The 19135-nt window shown below is 71.2% G+C and carries 19 protein-coding genes; 6 read left to right on the plus strand and 13 right to left on the minus strand.

Translation table 11 applies throughout. The features are described 5' to 3' along the window. Positions 1-4: 4 nt before the first annotated feature. Positions 5-376, minus strand: coding sequence for an MmcQ/YjbR family DNA-binding protein (locus HET64_RS01795; protein WP_215101466.1), 372 nt, complete (start codon positions 374-376; stop codon positions 5-7). Between the two features lie 224 nt (positions 377-600). Between HET64_RS01795 and HET64_RS01800 the strand changes: the two genes are divergently transcribed. From HET64_RS01800 to HET64_RS01810, 3 genes are all read left to right on the plus strand, one after another. Then, complete coding sequence (locus tag HET64_RS01800; RefSeq protein WP_215101467.1) at positions 601-4101, plus strand: ThuA domain-containing protein; 3501 nt, start codon at positions 601-603, stop codon at positions 4099-4101. 8 nt (positions 4102-4109) lie between these two features. Continuing rightward, complete coding sequence (locus HET64_RS01805) at positions 4110-4982, plus strand: sugar phosphate isomerase/epimerase (RefSeq protein WP_215101468.1); 873 nt, start codon at positions 4110-4112, stop codon at positions 4980-4982. Positions 4983-5118: 136 nt separating this feature from the next. Further along, the gene (locus HET64_RS01810) at positions 5119-5565 is read left to right on the plus strand and encodes a hypothetical protein (RefSeq protein WP_215101469.1); all 447 of its coding nucleotides are present in this window, start codon (positions 5119-5121) and stop codon (positions 5563-5565) included. 73 nt (positions 5566-5638) lie between these two features. On the opposite strand, the gene HET64_RS01815 is transcribed toward HET64_RS01810, so the two are convergent. From HET64_RS01815 to HET64_RS01825, 3 genes are read right to left on the minus strand one after another with little or no spacing between them, the layout of a single operon-like run. Continuing rightward, complete coding sequence (locus HET64_RS01815; RefSeq protein ID WP_215101470.1) at positions 5639-6469, minus strand: ABC transporter ATP-binding protein; 831 nt, start codon at positions 6467-6469, stop codon at positions 5639-5641. Next, positions 6466-7488 carry an ABC transporter substrate-binding protein gene (locus HET64_RS01820; RefSeq protein WP_215101471.1) on the minus strand — a complete coding sequence of 341 codons (1023 nt, stop codon included), beginning with the start codon at positions 7486-7488 and terminating at the stop codon, positions 6466-6468. Before HET64_RS01820 ends, HET64_RS01815 begins: the two co-directional genes overlap by 4 nt. A 26-nt stretch (positions 7489-7514) precedes the next feature. Next, entirely contained in the window at positions 7515-8378 is an 864-nt protein-coding gene (locus HET64_RS01825; protein ID WP_215101472.1) for an ABC transporter permease, read from the minus strand. Positions 8379-8634: 256 nt separating this feature from the next. Between HET64_RS01825 and HET64_RS01830 the strand changes: the two genes are divergently transcribed. Continuing rightward, positions 8635-9657, plus strand: a complete 1023-nt coding sequence (locus HET64_RS01830) for a LacI family DNA-binding transcriptional regulator (protein WP_215101596.1) — start codon at positions 8635-8637, stop codon at positions 9655-9657. 28 nt (positions 9658-9685) lie between these two features. On the opposite strand, the gene HET64_RS01835 is transcribed toward HET64_RS01830, so the two are convergent. From HET64_RS01835 to HET64_RS01855, 5 genes are read right to left on the minus strand one after another with little or no spacing between them, the layout of a single operon-like run. Then, positions 9686-10270 (minus strand): GAF domain-containing protein, encoded by a 585-nt coding sequence (locus HET64_RS01835; RefSeq protein ID WP_215101473.1) that lies wholly within the window; start codon positions 10268-10270, stop codon positions 9686-9688. Next, the gene (locus HET64_RS01840) at positions 10267-10890 is read right to left on the minus strand and encodes an ATP/GTP-binding protein (protein WP_215101474.1); all 624 of its coding nucleotides are present in this window, start codon (positions 10888-10890) and stop codon (positions 10267-10269) included. The genes HET64_RS01835 and HET64_RS01840 overlap by 4 nt, the downstream gene beginning before the upstream one ends. After that, positions 10868-11239: a DUF742 domain-containing protein gene (locus HET64_RS01845; protein WP_006128964.1), complete on the minus strand. Its 372-nt coding sequence runs from the start codon at positions 11237-11239 to the stop codon at positions 10868-10870. Before HET64_RS01845 ends, HET64_RS01840 begins: the two co-directional genes overlap by 23 nt. Before the next feature lie 2 nt (positions 11240-11241). After that, complete coding sequence (locus HET64_RS01850) at positions 11242-11676, minus strand: roadblock/LC7 domain-containing protein (protein WP_215101475.1); 435 nt, start codon at positions 11674-11676, stop codon at positions 11242-11244. Continuing rightward, on the minus strand, positions 11673-13817 hold the full coding sequence (locus tag HET64_RS01855) for an ATP-binding protein (protein ID WP_215101477.1): 2145 nt from the start codon (positions 13815-13817) through the stop codon (positions 11673-11675). Before HET64_RS01855 ends, HET64_RS01850 begins: the two co-directional genes overlap by 4 nt. A 425-nt stretch (positions 13818-14242) precedes the next feature. On the opposite strand from HET64_RS01855, the gene HET64_RS01860 reads away from it, so the two are divergent. Further along, on the plus strand, positions 14243-15688 hold the full coding sequence (locus tag HET64_RS01860; RefSeq protein WP_215101479.1) for a glyceraldehyde-3-phosphate dehydrogenase: 1446 nt from the start codon (positions 14243-14245) through the stop codon (positions 15686-15688). A gap of 92 nt (positions 15689-15780) precedes the next feature. Here HET64_RS01860 and HET64_RS01865 read toward each other — a convergent pair whose 3' ends face one another. From HET64_RS01865 to HET64_RS01880, 4 genes are all read right to left on the minus strand, one after another. Next, entirely contained in the window at positions 15781-16272 is a 492-nt protein-coding gene (locus tag HET64_RS01865; RefSeq protein ID WP_215101481.1) for a nuclear transport factor 2 family protein, read from the minus strand. 62 nt (positions 16273-16334) lie between these two features. Then, complete coding sequence (locus tag HET64_RS01870) at positions 16335-17264, minus strand: oxidoreductase (protein WP_215101488.1); 930 nt, start codon at positions 17262-17264, stop codon at positions 16335-16337. Between the two features lie 91 nt (positions 17265-17355). Further along, on the minus strand, positions 17356-17784 hold the full coding sequence (locus HET64_RS01875; protein WP_215101490.1) for a pyridoxamine 5'-phosphate oxidase family protein: 429 nt from the start codon (positions 17782-17784) through the stop codon (positions 17356-17358). A gap of 152 nt (positions 17785-17936) precedes the next feature. Next, positions 17937-18410: a hypothetical protein gene (locus HET64_RS01880; protein WP_215101497.1), complete on the minus strand. Its 474-nt coding sequence runs from the start codon at positions 18408-18410 to the stop codon at positions 17937-17939. 149 nt (positions 18411-18559) lie between these two features. Here HET64_RS01880 and HET64_RS01885 point away from each other — a divergent pair, with 149 nt between their 5' ends. After that, on the plus strand, positions 18560-19057 hold the full coding sequence (locus tag HET64_RS01885) for a hypothetical protein (RefSeq protein ID WP_215101499.1): 498 nt from the start codon (positions 18560-18562) through the stop codon (positions 19055-19057). Positions 19058-19135 lie beyond the last annotated feature (78 nt).

Raw genomic sequence — 19135 nt, forward strand, 5'->3', positions numbered from 1 at the left:
CCCGTCAGCCGGACCCGTCCAGCTCCGGGTGCGCCGCCACCAGCCGGCGCGGGGCGACCTGCCGCCAGGAGTCGGCGAGGATGGCGGCCAGCTCATCCGCGTCCTCCAGGGCGGACAGCCGGACCCGCATCCAGGCGTAGTGGTCGTCGTGGCCCTCACGGATGAAGAACTTCTCCGGCTCGGCGGCGATCAGCTCGGCACGGTCCTCCCGGGGACACTTCACGCCCATCGCGCTCTCGTCGTCGCCGAGCGAGGCGAAGATCTTGCCCGCCACCCGGAAGGTGGGCTGCCCCCAGGCGAGCTTCTCGGTGGTGTCGGGCAGGGACAGTGCGGCCGAGCGGACTTCGGCGGCGGTGATCGCGGCGTCGGCGGTCATCCCGGGCCTCCGTTTCGAGGGGTGCCGGCGTCCTGTCGCCGGGATTCGACCGTAACGCCCGGCACTGACATCCACGCGCGACCGGGCCCCGCGCCCCGCCCGGCACGGTGGGCCCTGCAGACCCATTGACCCCGTCGGAGAGCTGAACCTACTCTGAACGGCGTACTTCAGAAAGCGCTTTCTACCCACCCCGCAGTCGGCATCTACCGCACAGGGAGCGCCCCATGAGACGCCGTTCGTTACGCCGGGCCGGCCGCGTCGGCCGATCCCCCGGCGGCCCCTCCCCCCTCATCGCCGTCACCTCGCTCCTGGCGCTGGTCCTCGCCCTGCTGGTGGCGTCGCCGCCCAGCGCGCAGGCGGCCGCCTCGTACCGGGTGCTGGTCTACTCCGAGGTGACCAACTCCGACCATCCCTCGATCCCGGCCGGGATCGAGGCGGTCCGGAAGCTCGGAGCCGAGCACGACTTCGAGGTGGAGGCCACCGCCGACTCCTCGGTCTTCAACGACACCGACCTCGGCCGCTTCCAGGCCGTCGTCTTCAACAACACCAACTCCACCCCGGAGACGGGTGACCTGCTCAACGCCGAGGAGCGGGCCGCACTCCAGCGGTACATCCGGGCGGGCGGCGGCTGGGTCGGCCTGCACTCCGCGTCCGCCAGCGAACGCGACTGGGAGTGGTACGAAGGGCTGGTCGGGGCGATCTTCGACAAGCACCCCACCCCCCAGACCGGCCGGGTCAAGGTCCTCGACCACACGCACCCCTCGACGAAGCACCTTCCCGACCTCTGGGAGCGCCAGGAGGAGTGGTACAACTGGCGCGCCAATCCCACGTCCAAGGTGCACACCCTCGCCCAGATCAAGGTGCGCGACGGGATCGAGGGGCTGGACGAGGGCGTGGACCACCCGTTCTCCTGGTGCCAGAACTACGACGGGGGCCGCTCGTGGTTCACGGCGGGAGGGCACGACAAGGCGTCCTTCGAGGAGGAGGGGTTCGTCCAGCACCTCCTCGGCGGCATCCAGTGGGCGGCCGGCGCGGCGGAGGGGGACTGCACCGCCACGCGCACGGGTTCGTTCCAGCGGACCCCGCTCGCCACGAGCGATCTGGCCGACCCGTTCGAGCTGGCCGTCGCCCCCGACCGCCGGGTGTTCTTCGCCCAGCGGACCGGGAAGCTGAAGGTGATCGACCAGGAGACGATGAAGGTCTCCACCGCGCTGGACTTCGCGTACACCCCGGAGATGACCAGCCAGTCGGACGGGCTGCTGGGGCTGACGCTCGACCCCGGCTTCGCGGAGAACAACTGGCTCTATCTGCTGTACTCCGACAAGGTCGAGAAGCGGCTGAACCTGTCCCGTTTCACCGCGGACGGCAACACCGTCGACCCGGCGTCCGAGAAGCGGCTGCTGACCGTGCCGACGCTGCGCGGTGAGGGCCGGGCCAACTCGCACATGGCCGGTTCTCTCGCCTTCGACAAGGACGGCAACCTGTACGCGGCGACCGGCGACAACACCGACCCGTTCGCCTCGGACGGCTTCACCCCGATCGACGAGGGCGAGGGCCGCCGCGCCTGGGACGCGCAGATGACCTCGGGCAACACCAACGACCTGCGCGGCAAGATCCTGCGGATCACTCCCGAGGACGACGGCACGTACTCGGTCCCCGAAGGGAACCTCTTCACCCCGGGTACGGAGAGGACCCGGTCCGAGATCTACGCGATGGGCATGCGCAACCCGTTCCGGATCACCACCGATCCGCTGAGCGGAGCCCTGATGGTCGCGGACTACGGACCCGACGCCCGCGAGGCGAAGGCGGACCGGGGCCCGGAGGGCACGGTCGAGTACACCCGCATCACGGAGGCGGGGAACTTCGGCTGGCCGTACTGCGTCGGGAACAACACCCCGTTCAACGACTACGACTTCGCGACGAAGACGTCAGGGCCGAAGTTCGACTGCTCGGCGCTGGTCAACGACTCGCCGAACAACACCGGTCTGCGGGAGCTGCCGCCGGCCCAGCCCGCCACGGTCTGGTACGCCTACTCCGCCTCGGCCGAGTTCCCCGAGGTGGGCACCGGCGGGGGCGGCCCGATGGGCGGCCCGGTCTACGACTACGACCCGGACAACACCTACCGGACCAAGTTCCCGGAGTACTTCGAGGGCAAGGCGTTCACCTACGAGCTGACCCGCCGCTGGTTCAAGACGTTCTCGTTCCAGAGCGAGGACCAGACCTTCACCGATCCCCGGTTCGACCCCGTGCAGGCGGGAGACCTCCAGTCGATCAACGGCATCTTCGAGGACATGGAGTGGAACCAGCCCTTCGACGCGGACTTCGGTCCCGACGGGGCGATGTACGTCATCGACTTCGGTCTCGGCAGCGGCACCGGCCGGGGCGGCAGCAACGAGGGCGCGGGTATCTACCGGATCGACTACGTCGGCGACGGCCGGCTGCCCGACGCCAAGATCTCCGTCGACCGGGACAGCGGAACGGACCCGCTGACCGTGAAGTTCTCCAGCGCGGGCTCGGGCCTGCCCGGCGACCAACCGGTCGGCTACGCATGGGACTTCGACGGTGACGGCACCACGGACTCGACCGAGGCCGACCCCACGCACACGTACACCGTCAAGGGGCTGCACACCGCCCGGCTGACCGTGACCGGCCCCGACGAGCTGACGGCGCTCGCGGTGCAGGACATCACGGTGGGCAACACCAGGCCCGAGGTGACAATCCAACAGCCGCCGGACGGAGGGATTTTCAGCTTCGGGGACACGATCCCGTTCACGGTGAAGGTGACCGACGAGGAGGACGGCCGGAGTGGTCCGATCGACTGCTCGCGGGTCGTGGTGCAGTCGCAGCTCGGCCATGACACCCATCTGCACCCGCTGGACAACTACACCGGCTGCACGGGCGAGATCGTCACGGACGCCGGGGACAGCCACGGTCCGGGACAGAACCTCTACTACGGGATCACCGCACAGTACGAGGACAAGGGCGCGCCCGACGCCCCGGCCCTGACCGGCTCCACCTCGCTGACCCTGCGGACCTCCTTCCGTGAGGCCGAGCACCGTACGACGACGGGCGGCGCGAACGGCGGTGCGGACATCGGCAGCCGGGCCGACGCGTCCGGTGGGAAGCGGCTGATCGAGATCGAGAACGGCGACTGGATCGCCTTCGACCCGGTGAGCCTCAAGGGCGTCGACTCCGTGACGGTCGGCGCGTCCTCCGGCGGGCTCGGCGGCACGGTGGAGTTCCGGGCCGGCTCCCCCACCGGCGCGCTGCTGGGCTCGGTGAAGATCCCGGACACCGGCGGCTACGAGAAGCTGATCTCCCCGACAACGAAGCTCAAGAACCCGGGCGGCACGACCACGCTGTACGCCGTCTTCACCAACCCGGACTGGGCTCCCGGCAAGGCCGACCTGCTCTCGGTCGACTGGCTGCACTTCAACGGTCCGGGCGTGGAGAAGAAGGCCGGGACCAAGGTGACGGTGAAGGCGGGGCCCGCGTCCGGCACCGCTCCCCTCGCCGTGTCGCTGAGCAGCACGGTCAAGCCCGCTCAGGGCCGCACGATCGCCTCGTACCACTGGGACTTCGGCGACAACGCGAAGCCGTCCGGGCCCGAGGGCGCGACGGCGAAACACACCTACGACCGCAAGGGCGCCTACACCGCCCGTCTGACGGTCACCGACGACAAGAGCGACACGAGTACCGGCGCCGTCCGCATCGACGTGAAGTGAGGAGCCCCATGGGAACGAAGCACGCGAACGGAGCCCGAAGAGCCTTTCTCGGTACGGCGTTGGGGGCGGCGGCCGCCGTCGGGCTCGGCGCGGCCCCGGCCGCCGCGGCCGGCCGGCGGGGCTGCCGGCGCATCCCCCCGTCGGGGATCGGGATGCACCTGTACACCATGCGGACGCCGCTCGCGGCGGACTTCGCGGGGACGCTGGAGCGGCTCGCGGAGATCGGGTACGCGACGGTCGGCGTCAGCGGCCGGCACGGCAACTCCGCCGCCGCGATCCGGCAGATGCTGGACCGCACCCGGCTCAAGGCGGTGCTGGAGCACGTCGGCTACGACATCGTGACCGGCTCCGGACTGCCGCAGGCGCTGGAGGACGTCCGCACGCTCGGCGGCAAGTGGATCGTGGTGCCGAGCCTGCCGGGTTCACTGCACTCGCCGGACGGATACCGTGAGGTGGCAGGGCAGTTCAACCGGGCGGGTCTCGCCGCCCGGGAGTCCGGGCTGAAGCTGCTCTACCACAATCACGGCGGCGACCATGAGGTGGTGGACGGCGTCAGCCTGTACGACATCCTGCTGAACGAGACCGATCCGGAGCTGGTCGGGTTCGAGCTGGACGTGTACTGGGCGGCCAAGGGCGGCTCCTCCGACCCGGGCGAACTGTTCACCCGGCACCGGGGCCGCTTCCCCGCGCTCCATGTGAAGGACATGGCCCCGAACGGGGACTTCGCGGACGTCGGATCGGGGATCCTGGACTTCCCGGCCATGTTCGACACCGCTCGCCAGGGCGGGGTCAAGCAGTGGCTGGTGGAACACGACGCCCCGGCCGACCCGTTCGCCTCGGCGCGGGCCAGTTACCGGTATCTGTCCCGGCTGCGCTACTGAGCGAGGGTGCCGGCGGTCCGGCCCCGGGCGCGCGGTACGGCGCCCGGGGCCGGACCGCGTTTCGGCGCCGGGCGGACACCCGGCGCCTTCCGGGGTGGCAGCATGGAGCCCGCCTACCGAACGAGGTGCTGTCGCGGTGAACTGCGCAACGGTCCACTGGCCGGCCACCTGCGACGCGTGCGGGGCGGCCACCCGCTGTTCGGGAACCCAGGCCGTGGTGGACGGCCGCCTGCACTGGGACGAGGAGCACCTCTGTTCCCGCTGTGGGGCGATGACGCTGGTGTGCGACGGCACACTCCCCGAGCCGCTGCGCGGCCGGATACTCGCCGAGCACGGTTCCTACCACGTGGCCGTCTCGGACCTCCCGGTCCGGCGGCTGCCTGCCCTGCGTGTTCTGCGGTCCGACGGCAGCCGGACACTCCCCGAGGCCCGGGCGATGCTGGAGCTGATACTCGGCGGCGGCCATCACGGCACCGAGCCCGAGATCGAACTGCTGGCAGGGAAATTGCGCGCGGCCGGCATCCACGCCGTGACCGTACGGTCGTCAGCCCCGCCGCGCACCGCGTGCCCCGGCACCCCGTAACGCGGCCGTGCCGGGCAGGAGGCCTGCCCGGCACGGTCCGTTCTACCGCTTTCCGCCGCCCCTCGGGCGCCCCTCAGTCCTGTGCGGACACCGCGCCCAGCAGATCCCGGATGTGCGCCGCCGCGGCGCGGAACTCCGGGCGGCCCAGCGTCTCGCTGTAGTCGCGCTCGGCGGGCAGGCCCACCTCGATGATCTCCGTGACGGTGCCGGGGCGCGGGCTCATCACCACGACCCGGTCGGCCAGGTAGACGGCCTCCGAGATGGAGTGGGTGACCAGCAGGACCGTGGTGCCCGTGGTCCGCCAGATCCGGTTCAGCTCGGTGTTCATCTGCTCGCGGGTGAGGGCGTCGAGCGCGCCGAACGGCTCGTCCATCAGGAGGACCGGGGGTTCGTGGAGCAACGCCCGGCAGAGCGCCACGCGTTGCTGCATTCCCCCGGAGAGCTCGTGCGGGAAGGCGTCCTCGAATCCGGTCAGTCCGGTCATCCGGATCAGCTCGTCGGCCCTGGCGCGCGCCACCGTCGGCTCCATGTGCCGGATCTCCGCCTGGAGCAGGATGTTGCGCAGCGCCGAGCGCCACTCCAGCAGGGCCGCGCGCTGGAAGACGTAACCGATGTCGTGCCGGGGTCCGGTGACACGCTCGCCGCCGAGCAGGACCTCCCCCGAGGAGGCGGTGAGCAGACCGGCCACCAGCTTGAGAAGGGTGGATTTGCCGCACCCCGACGGTCCGACGATGGCGACGAACTCGCCCGGCGCCACGTCCAGCGATACCTCGCCTATCGCGGTGACGTCGCGCTTCTTGCTGCGGAAGCGGACCGACACGTCGGCGAGCCGGACCGCCGCCGCGGGGCCCGCCCCGGCGGCCGGCCCTGTGCGCGGTGTCGTCTGCTGCTTCTGCATCGTCATCCCTTCAGCGCCTTCTCGGTGTCCCAGTACTCCGCCACGGCCTTCGGCTTCGAGACCATGCCGGCCTCGGCGAACACGTCGATGGTCTGCTGCCAGTCCGCCTCGGTGTTGACGCCGGGCGCCTTGCCCTCGGTGGCCGCCGTGTGGAGCAGGGTGAGCGTCGTCGCGAACTGCTCGGACAGCACGGCCTTCGGCGGCAGTTGCTCGGAGGCTCCTTCCATCGCCGCCACAGCCGGCTCGGGCGCCTTCTCGGCGGCCGCCCACGCCTCGCTGACCGCCTTCACCATGCGCTCCGCCACCTCCGGCTTCGAGCTGAGGAGCTTCTGCCCGGCGAGCAGCCCGTTGGAGTAGAAGTTCAGCCCGTGTTCGGAGAAGCGGATGTAGGAGACCGGCTTCTTCGCCTTGTCCTGCATGATCGGGCCCTGGTCGCTCGCATAGCCGAGCAGCCCGTCGGTCTTCCCCGAGATCACCGCGGCGATCTTGCCCGCCGGGTCGGTGTTCTGGACGGTGACGTCCGATTCCCCCATGCCGTTCTTCTTCAGGAAGATCGGGAAGGTCTTGGACAGCGCGTCCCCGGCCGTCCCGGCGATCGTCCGCCCCTTCAGGTCGGCCGGCCCGTCGATGCCCTTGGCGTCGAAGGACTGCACGGAGGCGGGGGTGGTCTGGAGGAAGACGCCGAGGCTCTTCACCTGGACGCCCTGGTCGACGCCCGCGAGCAGGGCCGGGGTGTCGGCCCAGCCGAAGTCGGTCTGCCCGGCGGCCGTCGCCTGGACCGTCTTCTGGGAGCCCTGGCCCGCCCGGATGTCCAGGTCGATGCCGTGCTTCTCGAAGATCTTCTGCTGCTTGCCGTAGTAGAACGGCGCGTGTTCGCCGTACGGATACCAGTTGAGGGTCAGCGTGACCTTGTCCAGCTTCTTGCCGGAGTCACTGGTACTGGTCGACGCCTCCTCGCCGCCGCAGGCGGTGGCGGCCACCAGGGCGAGGGGTACGACACCGATCAGAAGTCTGCGCGCATGCATGGGCTGGCCCTTCTCGCGACGGGGATTCAGAACGTGGTGGTGGCCGAGGACTCACGCCGGCTGGCGTGCCACGGCAGGAGCAGCTTCTCGGCGATCTCGACGACGACGAACAGCACGACGCCGATCAGCGACATCACCAGGAGCCCCGCGAAGAGCATCGGGGTGTCGAGGTTGCCGTTGGCCTGGAGGATGACGTACCCGAGCCCTTCGTTCGCCCCGACGAACTCGCCGACGACCGCACCGGTCACCGCGAGGGTGACGGCCACCTTGAGCCCGGAGAACAGGTGCGGCAGGGAGGCCGGGAACCGGATCTTCACGAAGGTCTGCCAGGGCTTCGCCCCCATGGTGGCGGACAGTTGGAGCATCTCGGGGTCGACCGCCTTGAGCCCGGTGACCATCGAGATCACCACCGGGAAGAAGGCGATGAGGACGGCGATGAGGATCTTGGGGGCGATGCCGAACCCGAGCCACACCACGAACAGCGGGGCGATGGCGATCTTCGGCACGACCTGGGCGAAGAGCAGGATCGGGTAGAGCGTGCGCTCCACCGTCGAGGAGTAGACCATCACCACCGCGGCGAGCACGCCGACGGCGACCGCGATGACGAAGCCGAGGAGCGTCTCGTACGTCGTCACCCAGGTGTGCTGCCAGAGGTACCCGGTCTTCGAGGTCAGGACGTCGAGCGTGGCGCCGGGCGACGGCACGAGGTAGGGCTCGATCAGCTCGGCGGCCGCGATCACCCACCAGACCACCAGAGCGGCCAGCAGCAGGGTGAGGGGCCGCCAGCTCTGCTCCGCCGCTCGGGCGAGCCGTTCCCCGGTCGTGGGGCCGTCCCTGCGGGCGACCCCCGCCACATCGGCGGGGCGCTTGGCCAACGCGCTCTGGCTCACGGTGAACTCCCTGGACTTCGGGGGCAGTTGTGCGGACCTGCACAAGAGTGCGATGCTGCGGACCCTCACCGTGAAGGCGCTTTCAGAAAGCGCTTTCTGGTAAGGTGCCGCCACGCTAATGACTGCTCCCTCGCACGGTCAAGAGGTCGTCCCGAAGTTTCGGGGCCCTGCCACCACCGCACCCCTGGGGGTCGAGTTGAGTGAACGGGAAACATCGGTCCACCCCGATACGCGACGCCGGGCCCCCGCCGCCCATGTGACGCTCGACGCGGTGGCGCGCGAGGCGGGCGTCTCGCTCGCCACCGCGTCCCGGGCGCTGAACGGCACCACCCGGGTCCGCGACGATCTGCGCGGGCGGGTCCGCGCGGCGGCCGATCTCCTCGGCTACATCCCCAACGCCCACGCCCAGGCCCTAGCGAGCCCCGAGGGCAACCGTACGGTCGGACTGATCTGCCACGATGTCGGCGACCCCTACTTCGCGGGCATCGCCAGTGGAGTGATGCGCGCCGCCGCCGAGCAGGACCTGCTGGTGATGCTGGCCTCCACCTTCCGTGAACCCGCCCGGGAGATCGCGTACGTCTCGATGCTGCGGGCCCAGCGGGCCCGGGCCATCCTGCTGATCGGCTCCGGCTTCCAGGACCGCGCCTGGGAGCGGGCGATGGACGCGGAGCTGGAGCCGTATGTCCGGGCGGGCGGCCGGGTCGCGGTGGTCAGCCGGCATCGGAGCATGCGGGTGGACACGGTGCAGCCGGAGAACCGGGCCGGGGCCGCAGCGCTCGCGGCCTCACTGGTGGCGCTGGGACACCGGGACTTCGCGGTGCTGAGCGGGCCGCCCGAACTGACCACGGTGGCCGACCGGTTGGCGGGGTTTCGCGAGGGGCTCGCCCGGGCGGGCATCACTCTGGAGCGGGTGGTGCGGGGCGCGTTCACCCGGGAGGGCGGACACGCGGCGGCGCGAGCACTGCTGGCCTCCGGGGGTTCGCGACCGACCTGTGTGTTCGCGGTGACCGACGTGATGGCCGTCGGCGCGCTCGCCGCGCTGCGGGAGGCCGGCGTACGCGTCCCCGATGACATGTCGCTCGCGGGGTTCGACGACATCCCCGTCGTACGTGAGGTGTCGCCGCCGCTGACCACGGTGGCGCTGCCGCTCACGGAGATGGGCGAGCAGGTGATCGCCCTCGCGTTGCGGACGCCGTCGGGGGCGGGACGCTCCCGGGTGCTGCGGATCGAGGGGAACGTGGTCCTGCGGGGCAGCACCGGTGCTCCGCCCGGGAGTTGAGCACGGCACCACCTGCGGGGGGGGTGTGTCAGAGGGGGTGGTGACCCTCCCGGTCGTCGATCTGGCGGACGAGTTCATGGGCGAGCGACTTGATGGTGTCGAGCCCGGCCCGGCCCCAGGGACGCGGCACGGTGTCGACGGCACAGACGGTGCCCAGCGCGATGCCGGTGCGGTCGATCAGCGGCGCCCCGAGGTAGGAGCGGATGCCTATGTCGTCCACCACCGGATTGCCCGCGAAGCGCGGGTAGTCGCAGACGTCGTCCAGGACGAGGGCCTTGCGCCGGACGAGGACGTGCGGGCAGTAGCCGTGATCGCGGGCCATGTACCGGCTGCCGCGGTTGCTGCCCGCCGCGGCCGAACCGAGGTCCCGGCCACCGCGGTTGCCCGTCGGGGTGTGCAGTCCCGCGAAGAACTGCCGGTTCTCGTCGATGAAGTTGACCATCGAGAAGGGCGTGGCGGTGACTTCGGCCACCTTGTCGGCGAAGGCGTCGAAGTTGTCGTAGGAGGCGTCGGGGCGTTCGCCGAGATCCAGCTTGCGCAACCGCCGCGCGCGGGCCGGGCCGTGCCGGTCGGTGGGCGTCAGGAGCATCCGGCCGGTGGCGAACGATGTCACGGGTGAGCTCCGAAGGTCTGCAGTGGGGCGGGCGCCGTGGTGGCGTTGATGAGGTGTTGTACGAGGGTGACGAGGGCGCCGGTGCCGGAGCTGGCGATCCGGGCGTCGCATAGGACGACGGGCACCTCGGGCCCGAGGTCGAGCGCGGCGCGGACCTCGTCCGGCTCGTAGCGGTAGGCGCCGTCGAACTCGTTGACGGCGACGATGAATCCGATGCCGCGCCGTTCGAAGAAGTCCACGGCGGCGAAGCATTCGGCGAGGCGCCGGGTGTCGGCCAGCACCACGGCCCCGAGCGCGCCCTGGGAGAGTTCGTCCCACATGAACCAGAAGCGTTCCTGGCCCGGTGTGCCGAACAGATAGAGCACGTGCTGCTCGGAGAGGGTGATGCGGCCGAAGTCCATGGCGACGGTGGTGGCCGTCTTGGACTCGACGCCCTCCAGATTGTCCGTCCCCACACTGACCTGGGTCAGCAGTTCCTCGGTGCTCAGCGGGGCGATCTCGCTGACCGCGCCCACGAACGTCGTCTTGCCGACCCCGAATCCACCGGCGACCAGGACCTTGAGTGCCACGGGGAAGAACTCGGAGGTTCGGATGCGATCAGAGCTGTCGTCGTAAACCATCGAGCACTGCCTCCAGCAGGGATCGGTCGGTGGGCATGTCATGGAAGGCGGGAGCGTGCGCGGTGACCGCGCCACAGGCGACCAGGTCGGAGAGGATGACCTTGGCGACAACCGCGGGCAGCCGGAGGTGCGCGGCGATCTCGGCGACGGACATCGGCCCTTCGCACATGCCGAGGGCCACGGTGTGCTCCGGGCCGAGCGGAATGTCCGGCTCGATGCCCGTGGCCATGATCAGGGACAGCAGGTCGAACGCGGTGGACGGCCGGGTTCGGCCGTTGCTGATCGTGTACGGGCGGATCAGCCGGCCGGCCGCGTCGTCGAGCAGGGGCCCGTCCTGCGGGGCCGGCATCCTCAGTGCCCCGGGGTGAACGGTGACCCGGCCGGCTGCCGCAGCGGGGTCGTCAGATAGGGGCGGACGCTCTTGACCAGCATCGCCATCTCGTAGCCGAGCACCGCGGCGTCCGCCTCGCGCCCCGAGAGGACGGCGAGACAGGTGCCGGATCCGGCGGTGGAGACGAACAGGAGCGTGGAGTCCAGCTCGACGACCACCTGCCGTACGTCCCCGTTGTCGCCGAAGCGTGCCCCGGCACTGCGGCCCAGCGAGTAGAGGCCGGCGGCCAGGGCCGCCATGTGGTCGGCACTGTCGGGGTCCATGCCGTGCACGGATTTCACCAGCCCGTCGGCGGAGAGCAGGACCGCGCTGCGTGTGTAGGGCACGCGTTGGACCAGTCCGCTCAGCAGCCAGTCCAGGTCCGAGACCTGACCGGACGGCATTTCGGTCGTCATGGTGTCTGCTCCTTGAAGGTGACGTCTTTCCGGGGTTCCGGGACAACCCGGCCCGGCAGGAAGGTGTCGGCCGCGAGCGCTCCGGGCTCGCCCGGGTCGCGGTCGTGGGCGCTCTCGGCGTAGGTGCCGCGCCGGTACGCGGGGCTGTCGTGCGGGTACGCGTCGGGCGGGTAGCTGTCCGGTACGGGCAGGCCGGCCACGGGCAGTGCGTGGTCCGGCCGCGACGCCCCGGCCGGGCCGGGGACGTCGGACCGGCCGGTGGCTCCGCGTACGGGAAGGGGCGAGAGGGACTCCAGCGCGGCGTCGAGGGCGGTCTGTCCCCCGGTCACCGTGCCTCCGGTGCCTCCGAATCCGCCGTCGGGGCTCTCTTCCCGGGCGGTCTGGGCCTCGGCGAGATCGACGCCGCGCCGGAAGGCCGCCATGAGGCCCGGGTCGTGCAGGGCGTGCTCGTCCTCGACGCGCGGGGCGGGTGCCTCGCGCAACTGCGGGACGAGGGATTCCTGGTTCGTCCGCTTGGGCAGTTCGGGCCGGGAGCGGGACGGATCCGGGCGGTCCTCGCGCTCGTGGGTGGCCGCCGGGGCGGGCCGGCCGTCGTGCTCGGGCGGAGAGGCGTGCGGCGTGGGGCGGTCGACGCGTTCGGCGCGCAGCGGGAGGGGCGGGGCGCCGCCCGCGGGCGGCTGCGGGCGATCGCTCCGCGGGTGGTCCCCCGCCGTGGACCGCGGGCTGCCGTTCGGCCCGTGGCCGGGCCCCTGGTGCGAGCCGTCCGTGGACGCCCGGGCGTCCGGATGCGCCGGCCGGGCCGTACCGCTCTGCGGCGGGGCGACGGGTGTTCCGGCTTCGACGGGCGGCCGGTATACGGCTCCGGGGGGCGGCACGGGCACGGCGTCCGGTGGCTGCGGGGCGTCGGGGTCGGTCCCGAGCAGCGACTGCGGGAGGACCAGCACCGCCTGCGTACCGCCGTAGATGTTGCTCTGGAGGCGGACGGCGATGCCGTGGCGGCGGGCCAGGGCCGAGACGACGAACAGGCCGATCCGGCCGTCCTGGAGCAGGTGGGCGACGTTGACCTGGTCGGGGTCGGAGAGCAGGGCGTTCATCCGCTTCTGCTCGTGGTCCGGCATCCCCAGACCGCGGTCCTCCACCTCCAGGGCGAGGCCGGCGGTGACGTGCTGGACGCGCAGCAGGACCTGGGTGTGCGGGGCGGAGAACACCGTGGCGTTCTCGACCAGCTCGGCCAGCAGGTGGATCACGTCGGCGACGGCGTGGCCGCGCAGGGTGCCGTCCATCGGCGGGACCAGCTTGACCCGCGGGTACTGCTCGACCTCGGCGATGGCCGAGCGGAGTACCTCGGTCATGGTGACCGGGTTGCTCCACTGCCGCCGGGAGACGGCCCCGCCGAGGACGGCGAGATTCTCCGCGTGGCGGCGGATCCGGGTGGCGAGATGGTCGACGTGGAAGAGGCCCTTGAGGAGGTCGGGGTCCTCGACCTCGTGCTCCAGCTCGTCGAGGATCTGGATCTCGCGGTGGACGAGGGATTGCAGCCGTCGCGCGAGGTTGACGAAGACCTCGACCTTCTGTTCGTTGCCGGTGCTGCTGAAGAGCTGGGACGCCTGGACGACGGCGGCGACGGCGGCTTCCTGGGCCCGCGCCATCTCCTGGCCGAGCAGGTCGAAGGCGTCGGCCCCGGGCACGGGGGGCCGCGCGGGCGGCCGGGCGGCGACGGCTTCCCTGTTGCGGAGCTGTTCCATCACCCGTTGCAGCTCGGCCTGGCCCTGGGCGCTGGCGCGCCGGAGCGCGAGGGCCCGGTCGAGCACCTGACCCGCGACGCGGTGGGCGCCGAGGTAGGCGGCCGCGACGGCGGCGACGGCGAGCGCGCCGGATCCGCCGAGCGCCGCCCAGAGGCTGGGCGAGGCCTCGACGGCTCCGGCACGGACGGTGAAGATGACGGCCGCGGCGCCGCTGAGCACCGCGGCGATGGCGGGGAGCAGTGCGGTCCGCAGCAGCTGGGGCCGTATGCGGGCGTCGGGGGGAGGCCCTGCGGCGCGCGGCCTGCTCGTGGCCGAGTGGGCGCGCGTGCCGGGGCGGCCGTGCCGCCCGCCTTCACGGCGGTCCGGTCGCGCGTCGGGTGCGCGAAGTTGAGACATCAGCGTCCTCGGTACAGGGGGCACCGGGGATCGGCGGTCGTGCCGGCGTCCATGCGGTGGCCCCTACGGTGGTCGGTCAGGCGCGGGTCATCGGTCGGGCAGGCCCGAACGTTATGAGCCCACCGTTGATCACCGGGCACACACGGTAGTCGTCAATGACGTATGCGCGACGGGCAGTTGTCGAACTTGCCCGCCATCCGTCCCACTCTGGTATGACCTCTCGCACGCGCGCCCGATTGCGCCACCTTGACCCCGATTCGCCCCGGGGCGCTTCGGCAGGCCGCCCACATGCTGGACACTTCAGGCCCGCCGGGGCCGCACAAGGGGCACCCGTGCGGGGTTTACCCGCAGGTAGGGGACCACCCGACGGAGCGAGAGCGCAGCCGGTTACCATATGAGCGCCGCCTAGCTCGAAAGATAAACTTGTGACTGTCAATGACGACTCGTTCACCAACTGGATGCACCGCGAGGAGATCGCGGAGTCGATGATCCCGATCATCGGGAAGCTGCACCGCGAGCAGGACGTCAATGTCCTGCTGCACAGCCGCTCCCTGGTGAACAAGTCGGTGGTCAGCATCCTCAAGACGCACCGCTTCGCCCGGCAGATCGCGGGCGAGGAACTCTCGGTCACCGAGACGATGCCCTTCCTGAAGGCGCTGACGACGCTCGACCTCGGCCCCTCCCAGATCGACATAGGCATGCTGGCCGCGACGTACCGGGCCGACGGGCGCGGACTCTCCGTCGAGGAGTTCACCGCGGAGGCCGTCGCCGGGGCGACGGGCGACAACAAGATCGAGCGCCGCGCTTCGCGTGACGTGGTGCTCTACGGGTTCGGCCGCATCGGCCGGCTCCTGGCCCGCCTGCTCATCGAGAAGGCCGGCTCGGGCAACGGCCTGCGCCTGCGGGCCATCGTCGTCCGCAGGGGCTCCGGCCAGGACATCGTCAAGCGCGCCTCGCTGCTGCGACGCGACTCGATCCACGGCCAGTTCCAGGGCACGATCACCGTCGACGAGGCGAACAGCAGGATCATCGCCAACGGCAACGAGATCCAGGTGATCTACTCCGACGACCCGAGAGAGGTCGACTACACGGCGTACGGCATCAAGGACGCCATCCTGATCGACAACACCGGCCGGTGGCGCGACCGTGAGGGCCTCTCCCAGCACCTCCAGGCGGGCATCGCCAAGGTCGTGCTGACCGCACCGGGCAAGGGCGACGTCCCGAACATCGTGCACGGCGTCAACCACGACACGGTCAAGCCGGACGAGCGGATCCTGTCCTGCGCCTCCTGCACGACCAACGCGATCGTGCCGCCGCTGAAGGCGATGGCGGACGAGTACGGCGTGCTGCGCGGGCACGTGGAGACCGTCCACTCCTACACCAACGACCAGAACCTGCTGGACAATTACCACAGCTCCGACCGCCGCGGCCGTTCGGCGGCGCTCAACATGGTCATCACCGAGACCGGTGCCGCCTCGGCCGTGGCGAAGGCGCTGCCCGACCTCGACGCCCCGATCACCGGCAGCTCCATCCGCGTCCCGGTGCCGGACGTCTCGATCGCGATCCTCAGCCTGCGGCTGGAGCGCGAGACCACCCGTGAAGAAGTCCTCGACTACCTCCGCAACGTGTCGCTGGCCTCGCCGCTCAAGCGTCAGATCGACTTCATCAGCGCGCCCGACGCGGTCTCCAGCGACTTCATCGGCTCGCGCCACGCCTCGATCGTCGACGCCGGCGCCACCAAGGTCGACGGCGACAACGCGATCCTCTACCTCTGGTACGACAACGAGTTCGGCTACTCGTGCCAGGTGATCCGGGTCGTCCAGCACGTCTCCGGAGTGGAGTACCCGACGTACCCGGCCCCGGCGGTCTGACCCCGGCACGCTTCTGTGCGCGTACGTTCCCGGTGCCCGGCAGGCCTCCTGCCGGGCACCGGGCGCATGGGCGGTGCGGGTGGACGGACCCCTCAGCGCGGGGCGGCCGGCTCCAGCCGTTCGGTCGGCCCTCCGAAGTCGAGGAAGGTGGCCCGCTCGGCGAGGAGCCACCGCCCTTCGACCTTGCGGAAGGTGTCCTCGTAGTGTCCGACCTGGACGGGAAGGCGCGGCGGCAGCATCCCGCCGGCATGACCGTCCACGCGGTACGTCGTGAAGTACGTGCTCGCGCTCGCCGATGTCGCGGAGGTCAGGGTCACCAGGATGTTGGTGCACAGACGGCGGGAGAGCCGGTCGGCGGGGCGGCCGCCGAAGTAGGCGCGCAGGGCGTCCCTGCCCTCGATCCGCCGGTCCCCCTCGGCCCATGCCCAGACCCCGTCGGGGGTGAACAGCTCGGCCACCTCGCCGGGTTCACCCAGATCGAGCGTGTGGACGAACTCGACGACCAGCCGCTCGCAGGCTCGCTCGGCGATCAGACGGTCCAGCGGATCCAGTGGCTCCGGGGGATTCAGCGCATCGGTGTCCATCGCCTCTTCCTATCAACGCGCCCCGGGGCCGCACGACCTGTTTTCGGCGGCCCCGGCACGCGTCACACGGCGTCGGCGTCGAGCCCGGTCAGCCGGGCCGACTCGTCCCACAACGCCCTTGCCATGACCGGGTCCTGGGCGTGCCGCGACTTCCGGGCGGGCGCCGGGGCTCCCCTGGTCTCGCCCAGGCGGGCGGGGCCGTAGTAGGAGCCGCCCGGGGCATCCGGCAGCGTCGCCGCGTACAGCACGGGCAGAGCCCCCGCCGATGCCGGCTGGGTGTACAGACGCGAGGTGCGCTCCAGCCTCGCGGCCCAGTTCCGCCCGGCCAGACGCGGCCCGGCCTGACCCAACTCCGTCGCGGAGAGCCCGGGATGGGCCGCGAGCGCGACCAGGTCCCGTCCTGCGGCACGGGCCCGCCGGTCCAGCTCCTTCGTGAACAGCAGGTTGGCGAGCTTCGACTGGCCGTAGGCCCGCCACTTGCTGTACGCGCGCTCGGCGTTGAGGTCGCCGAGGTCGATTCGGCCGATACGGTGGCCGAGCGAGGAGAGTGTCACCACACGCGCCGGGCCCCGCACCCCGAGGACGGGGAGCAGCCGGTTGGTCAACGCGAAGTGGCCCAGGTGATTGGTGCCGAACTGCATCTCGAAACCGTCCGCCGTACGGAGTGGCGGCAGCGCCATCACCCCGGCGTTGTTCACCAGGAGGTCGAGCCGCCCGTCGACCTCCTTCGCGATGACCTCCGCGGCCTCGGCCACACTGTTCAGATCGGCCAGATCGAGGCGGACGAGCCGGGCGTCCGAGCCGGGGGCGGCCCGGCGGACGGCGTGCACGGCACGCCGACCGCGCTCCGGATCGCGGCACGCGAGAACGGTTCGCGCGCCGGAGCGGGCCAGCACGAGTGCGGTCACCGCACCGATGCCGCTGTTGGCGCCGGTGACCACGGCCGTGGAGCCGGAGAGGTCGGGCATGTCGTCAAGAGTCCAGGAGTGCATGGGGCGCACCTCCCCCGTGCCGGCGTCGCCACACATGAAAGGCACCCGCGGTACGGCCCGCCGGGGCAGGACTCCGCCGCACGGCCGGAGCTCAGACCTGGCCGAGGTCCGAGCTGACCCAGCGCTCGGGGCGCAGGGTGATCACCACCTGCTCGCCGTGGTTCTCCCAGGCGAAGTCCACGTAACCGGCGACCTTCTCGGCCGGAAGGTAGCGCGCCGACACCTCCTCCAGGTCCGCGCGCGTGGCGGGGCGGGTGTCGACGACGGGCCCCTCGACGGAGACGTAGCGGATGGTCGGCTCCAGCCGGTCGACCAGGAGGGTGAACCGGCCGGCCGCGTCGATCAGTTCGGCCTTGCGGGAGGTGCGGCCGGTGAGGATGCGCACGTCGCCGCCCGGCACGTACTGGTACCAGATGGGAACGCTGAGCGGGGCCCGGTCGCTGCCCCGCGACGCGACGGCCAGGGCGGCGACATGGGGTTCGGCGAGGAACTGTTCGCGCTCTTCACGGGTGAGTGCCACGGCACGCTCCTTCGTACGGGAATTCGGGGGCTGACCCAGTGTGCCCCGCGCGCCGGGCGTGTCTCCCGTCACCGGCGCCGGAGCGCGCGGCGTGTCGTACGGGGCGTCCCGCGGCCCGCCGCCAGACACCCCGCGGTCCCGCTCGCCTGACCCTAGGAGACGCCGGGAGCGTCCTGGGACCGTCGTACGACGGCCGCCCCGCGCAGGGCGACGGCGCACCAGACGGCCACCAGGAGCAGCGCGACCGCGGCCAGGCCCGCGACTTCGAGGGGCTCCGGCCGCCAGCCCAGGGACAGCCGGGTGCCGATCATGACGGTGCCGAGGAGAACCTCCGACGGGGAGTAGACCGGCACCTTGGCCGCCACGAACCGCAGGACGGCGCCCAGCACCAGGCCGATCACGGCCCAGGCGAGCAGGTAGGGCCAGAGCGCTCCCGGAGCGGCGGGCGGCAGGCCGTACTCCTCCGGGCCGATGCGGAACAGGGCGCCCAACCACCCGAGCGTCACTCCGGCGGCGGTGACGAGAACCGCCCACAGCGCATGACGCCACAGCGGGCCGGACCGCACTCGCTCGTCCTCGTGCTCGTCCTGGGGGTCGACGGGGTTCGTGGTCTCGGGAAGATCCATCACACCCGAGGAGACGCTCACCGGCCGCCGATCGTTGCGTCGCGGGTGGTGTCGGGTGCATGCCGAAACACCACGGCCCGCCCCGAGGGCCCCGGCCCGGCGGAGACCGGCCCGACAGGCCCCGAACGGGAAGCCCTAGGCTCCCGCCCATGAGCAAGGACCATGACGACGAGCCGGTGTTCGTCCGCTCGAACTGGGGAACAAGTCGATACGTCTACAACCCGCGTCATCCGGTCGGTGCCGCCCTCATCATCGGGTCCCTGCTGTTCGCCGTCGGGGGCGTGTACTACCTCCACGCGAGTTCCTCGTGGAGTGAGGGCGAGCTGCGCGACGCCGTACACACGGCAGTCCGGGACCTGGAGTCGGAGCGGCACACCTTCAGCACCTGGACCGGCGGTTACGACCGGCTGATCCGCGACGCGGTGGAGGAGAGCGGCGGAGGCCCCTCGGCCGGCGGCATCGTGTACGTCGACGACGCGAACGATCCCTACGACGAGGGCGCGGACCCGTCCGTCGACCTGTTCGAGGTCACGGCGAAGGACGTCGACGCCACGTTCTGTCTGAGCGTGTCGCCGCCGGAGCCCGAGTCGGCGCTGGAGAACATCACGGTGAGCCTCTCCGTCACCGTCGAGGAGGGCCGGTGCTGAATCCGGCCGCCACACCCCGGTGAGCCGGTCGTCCGACCGGCCCCGGACGCGGGCTTGAAGTTGCCGCAACGGCAGCTT

It is taken from the genome of Streptomyces sp. McG3, assembly GCF_018619185.1.
In the GTDB taxonomy this organism is placed as follows: Bacteria; Actinomycetota; Actinomycetes; order Streptomycetales; family Streptomycetaceae; genus Streptomyces.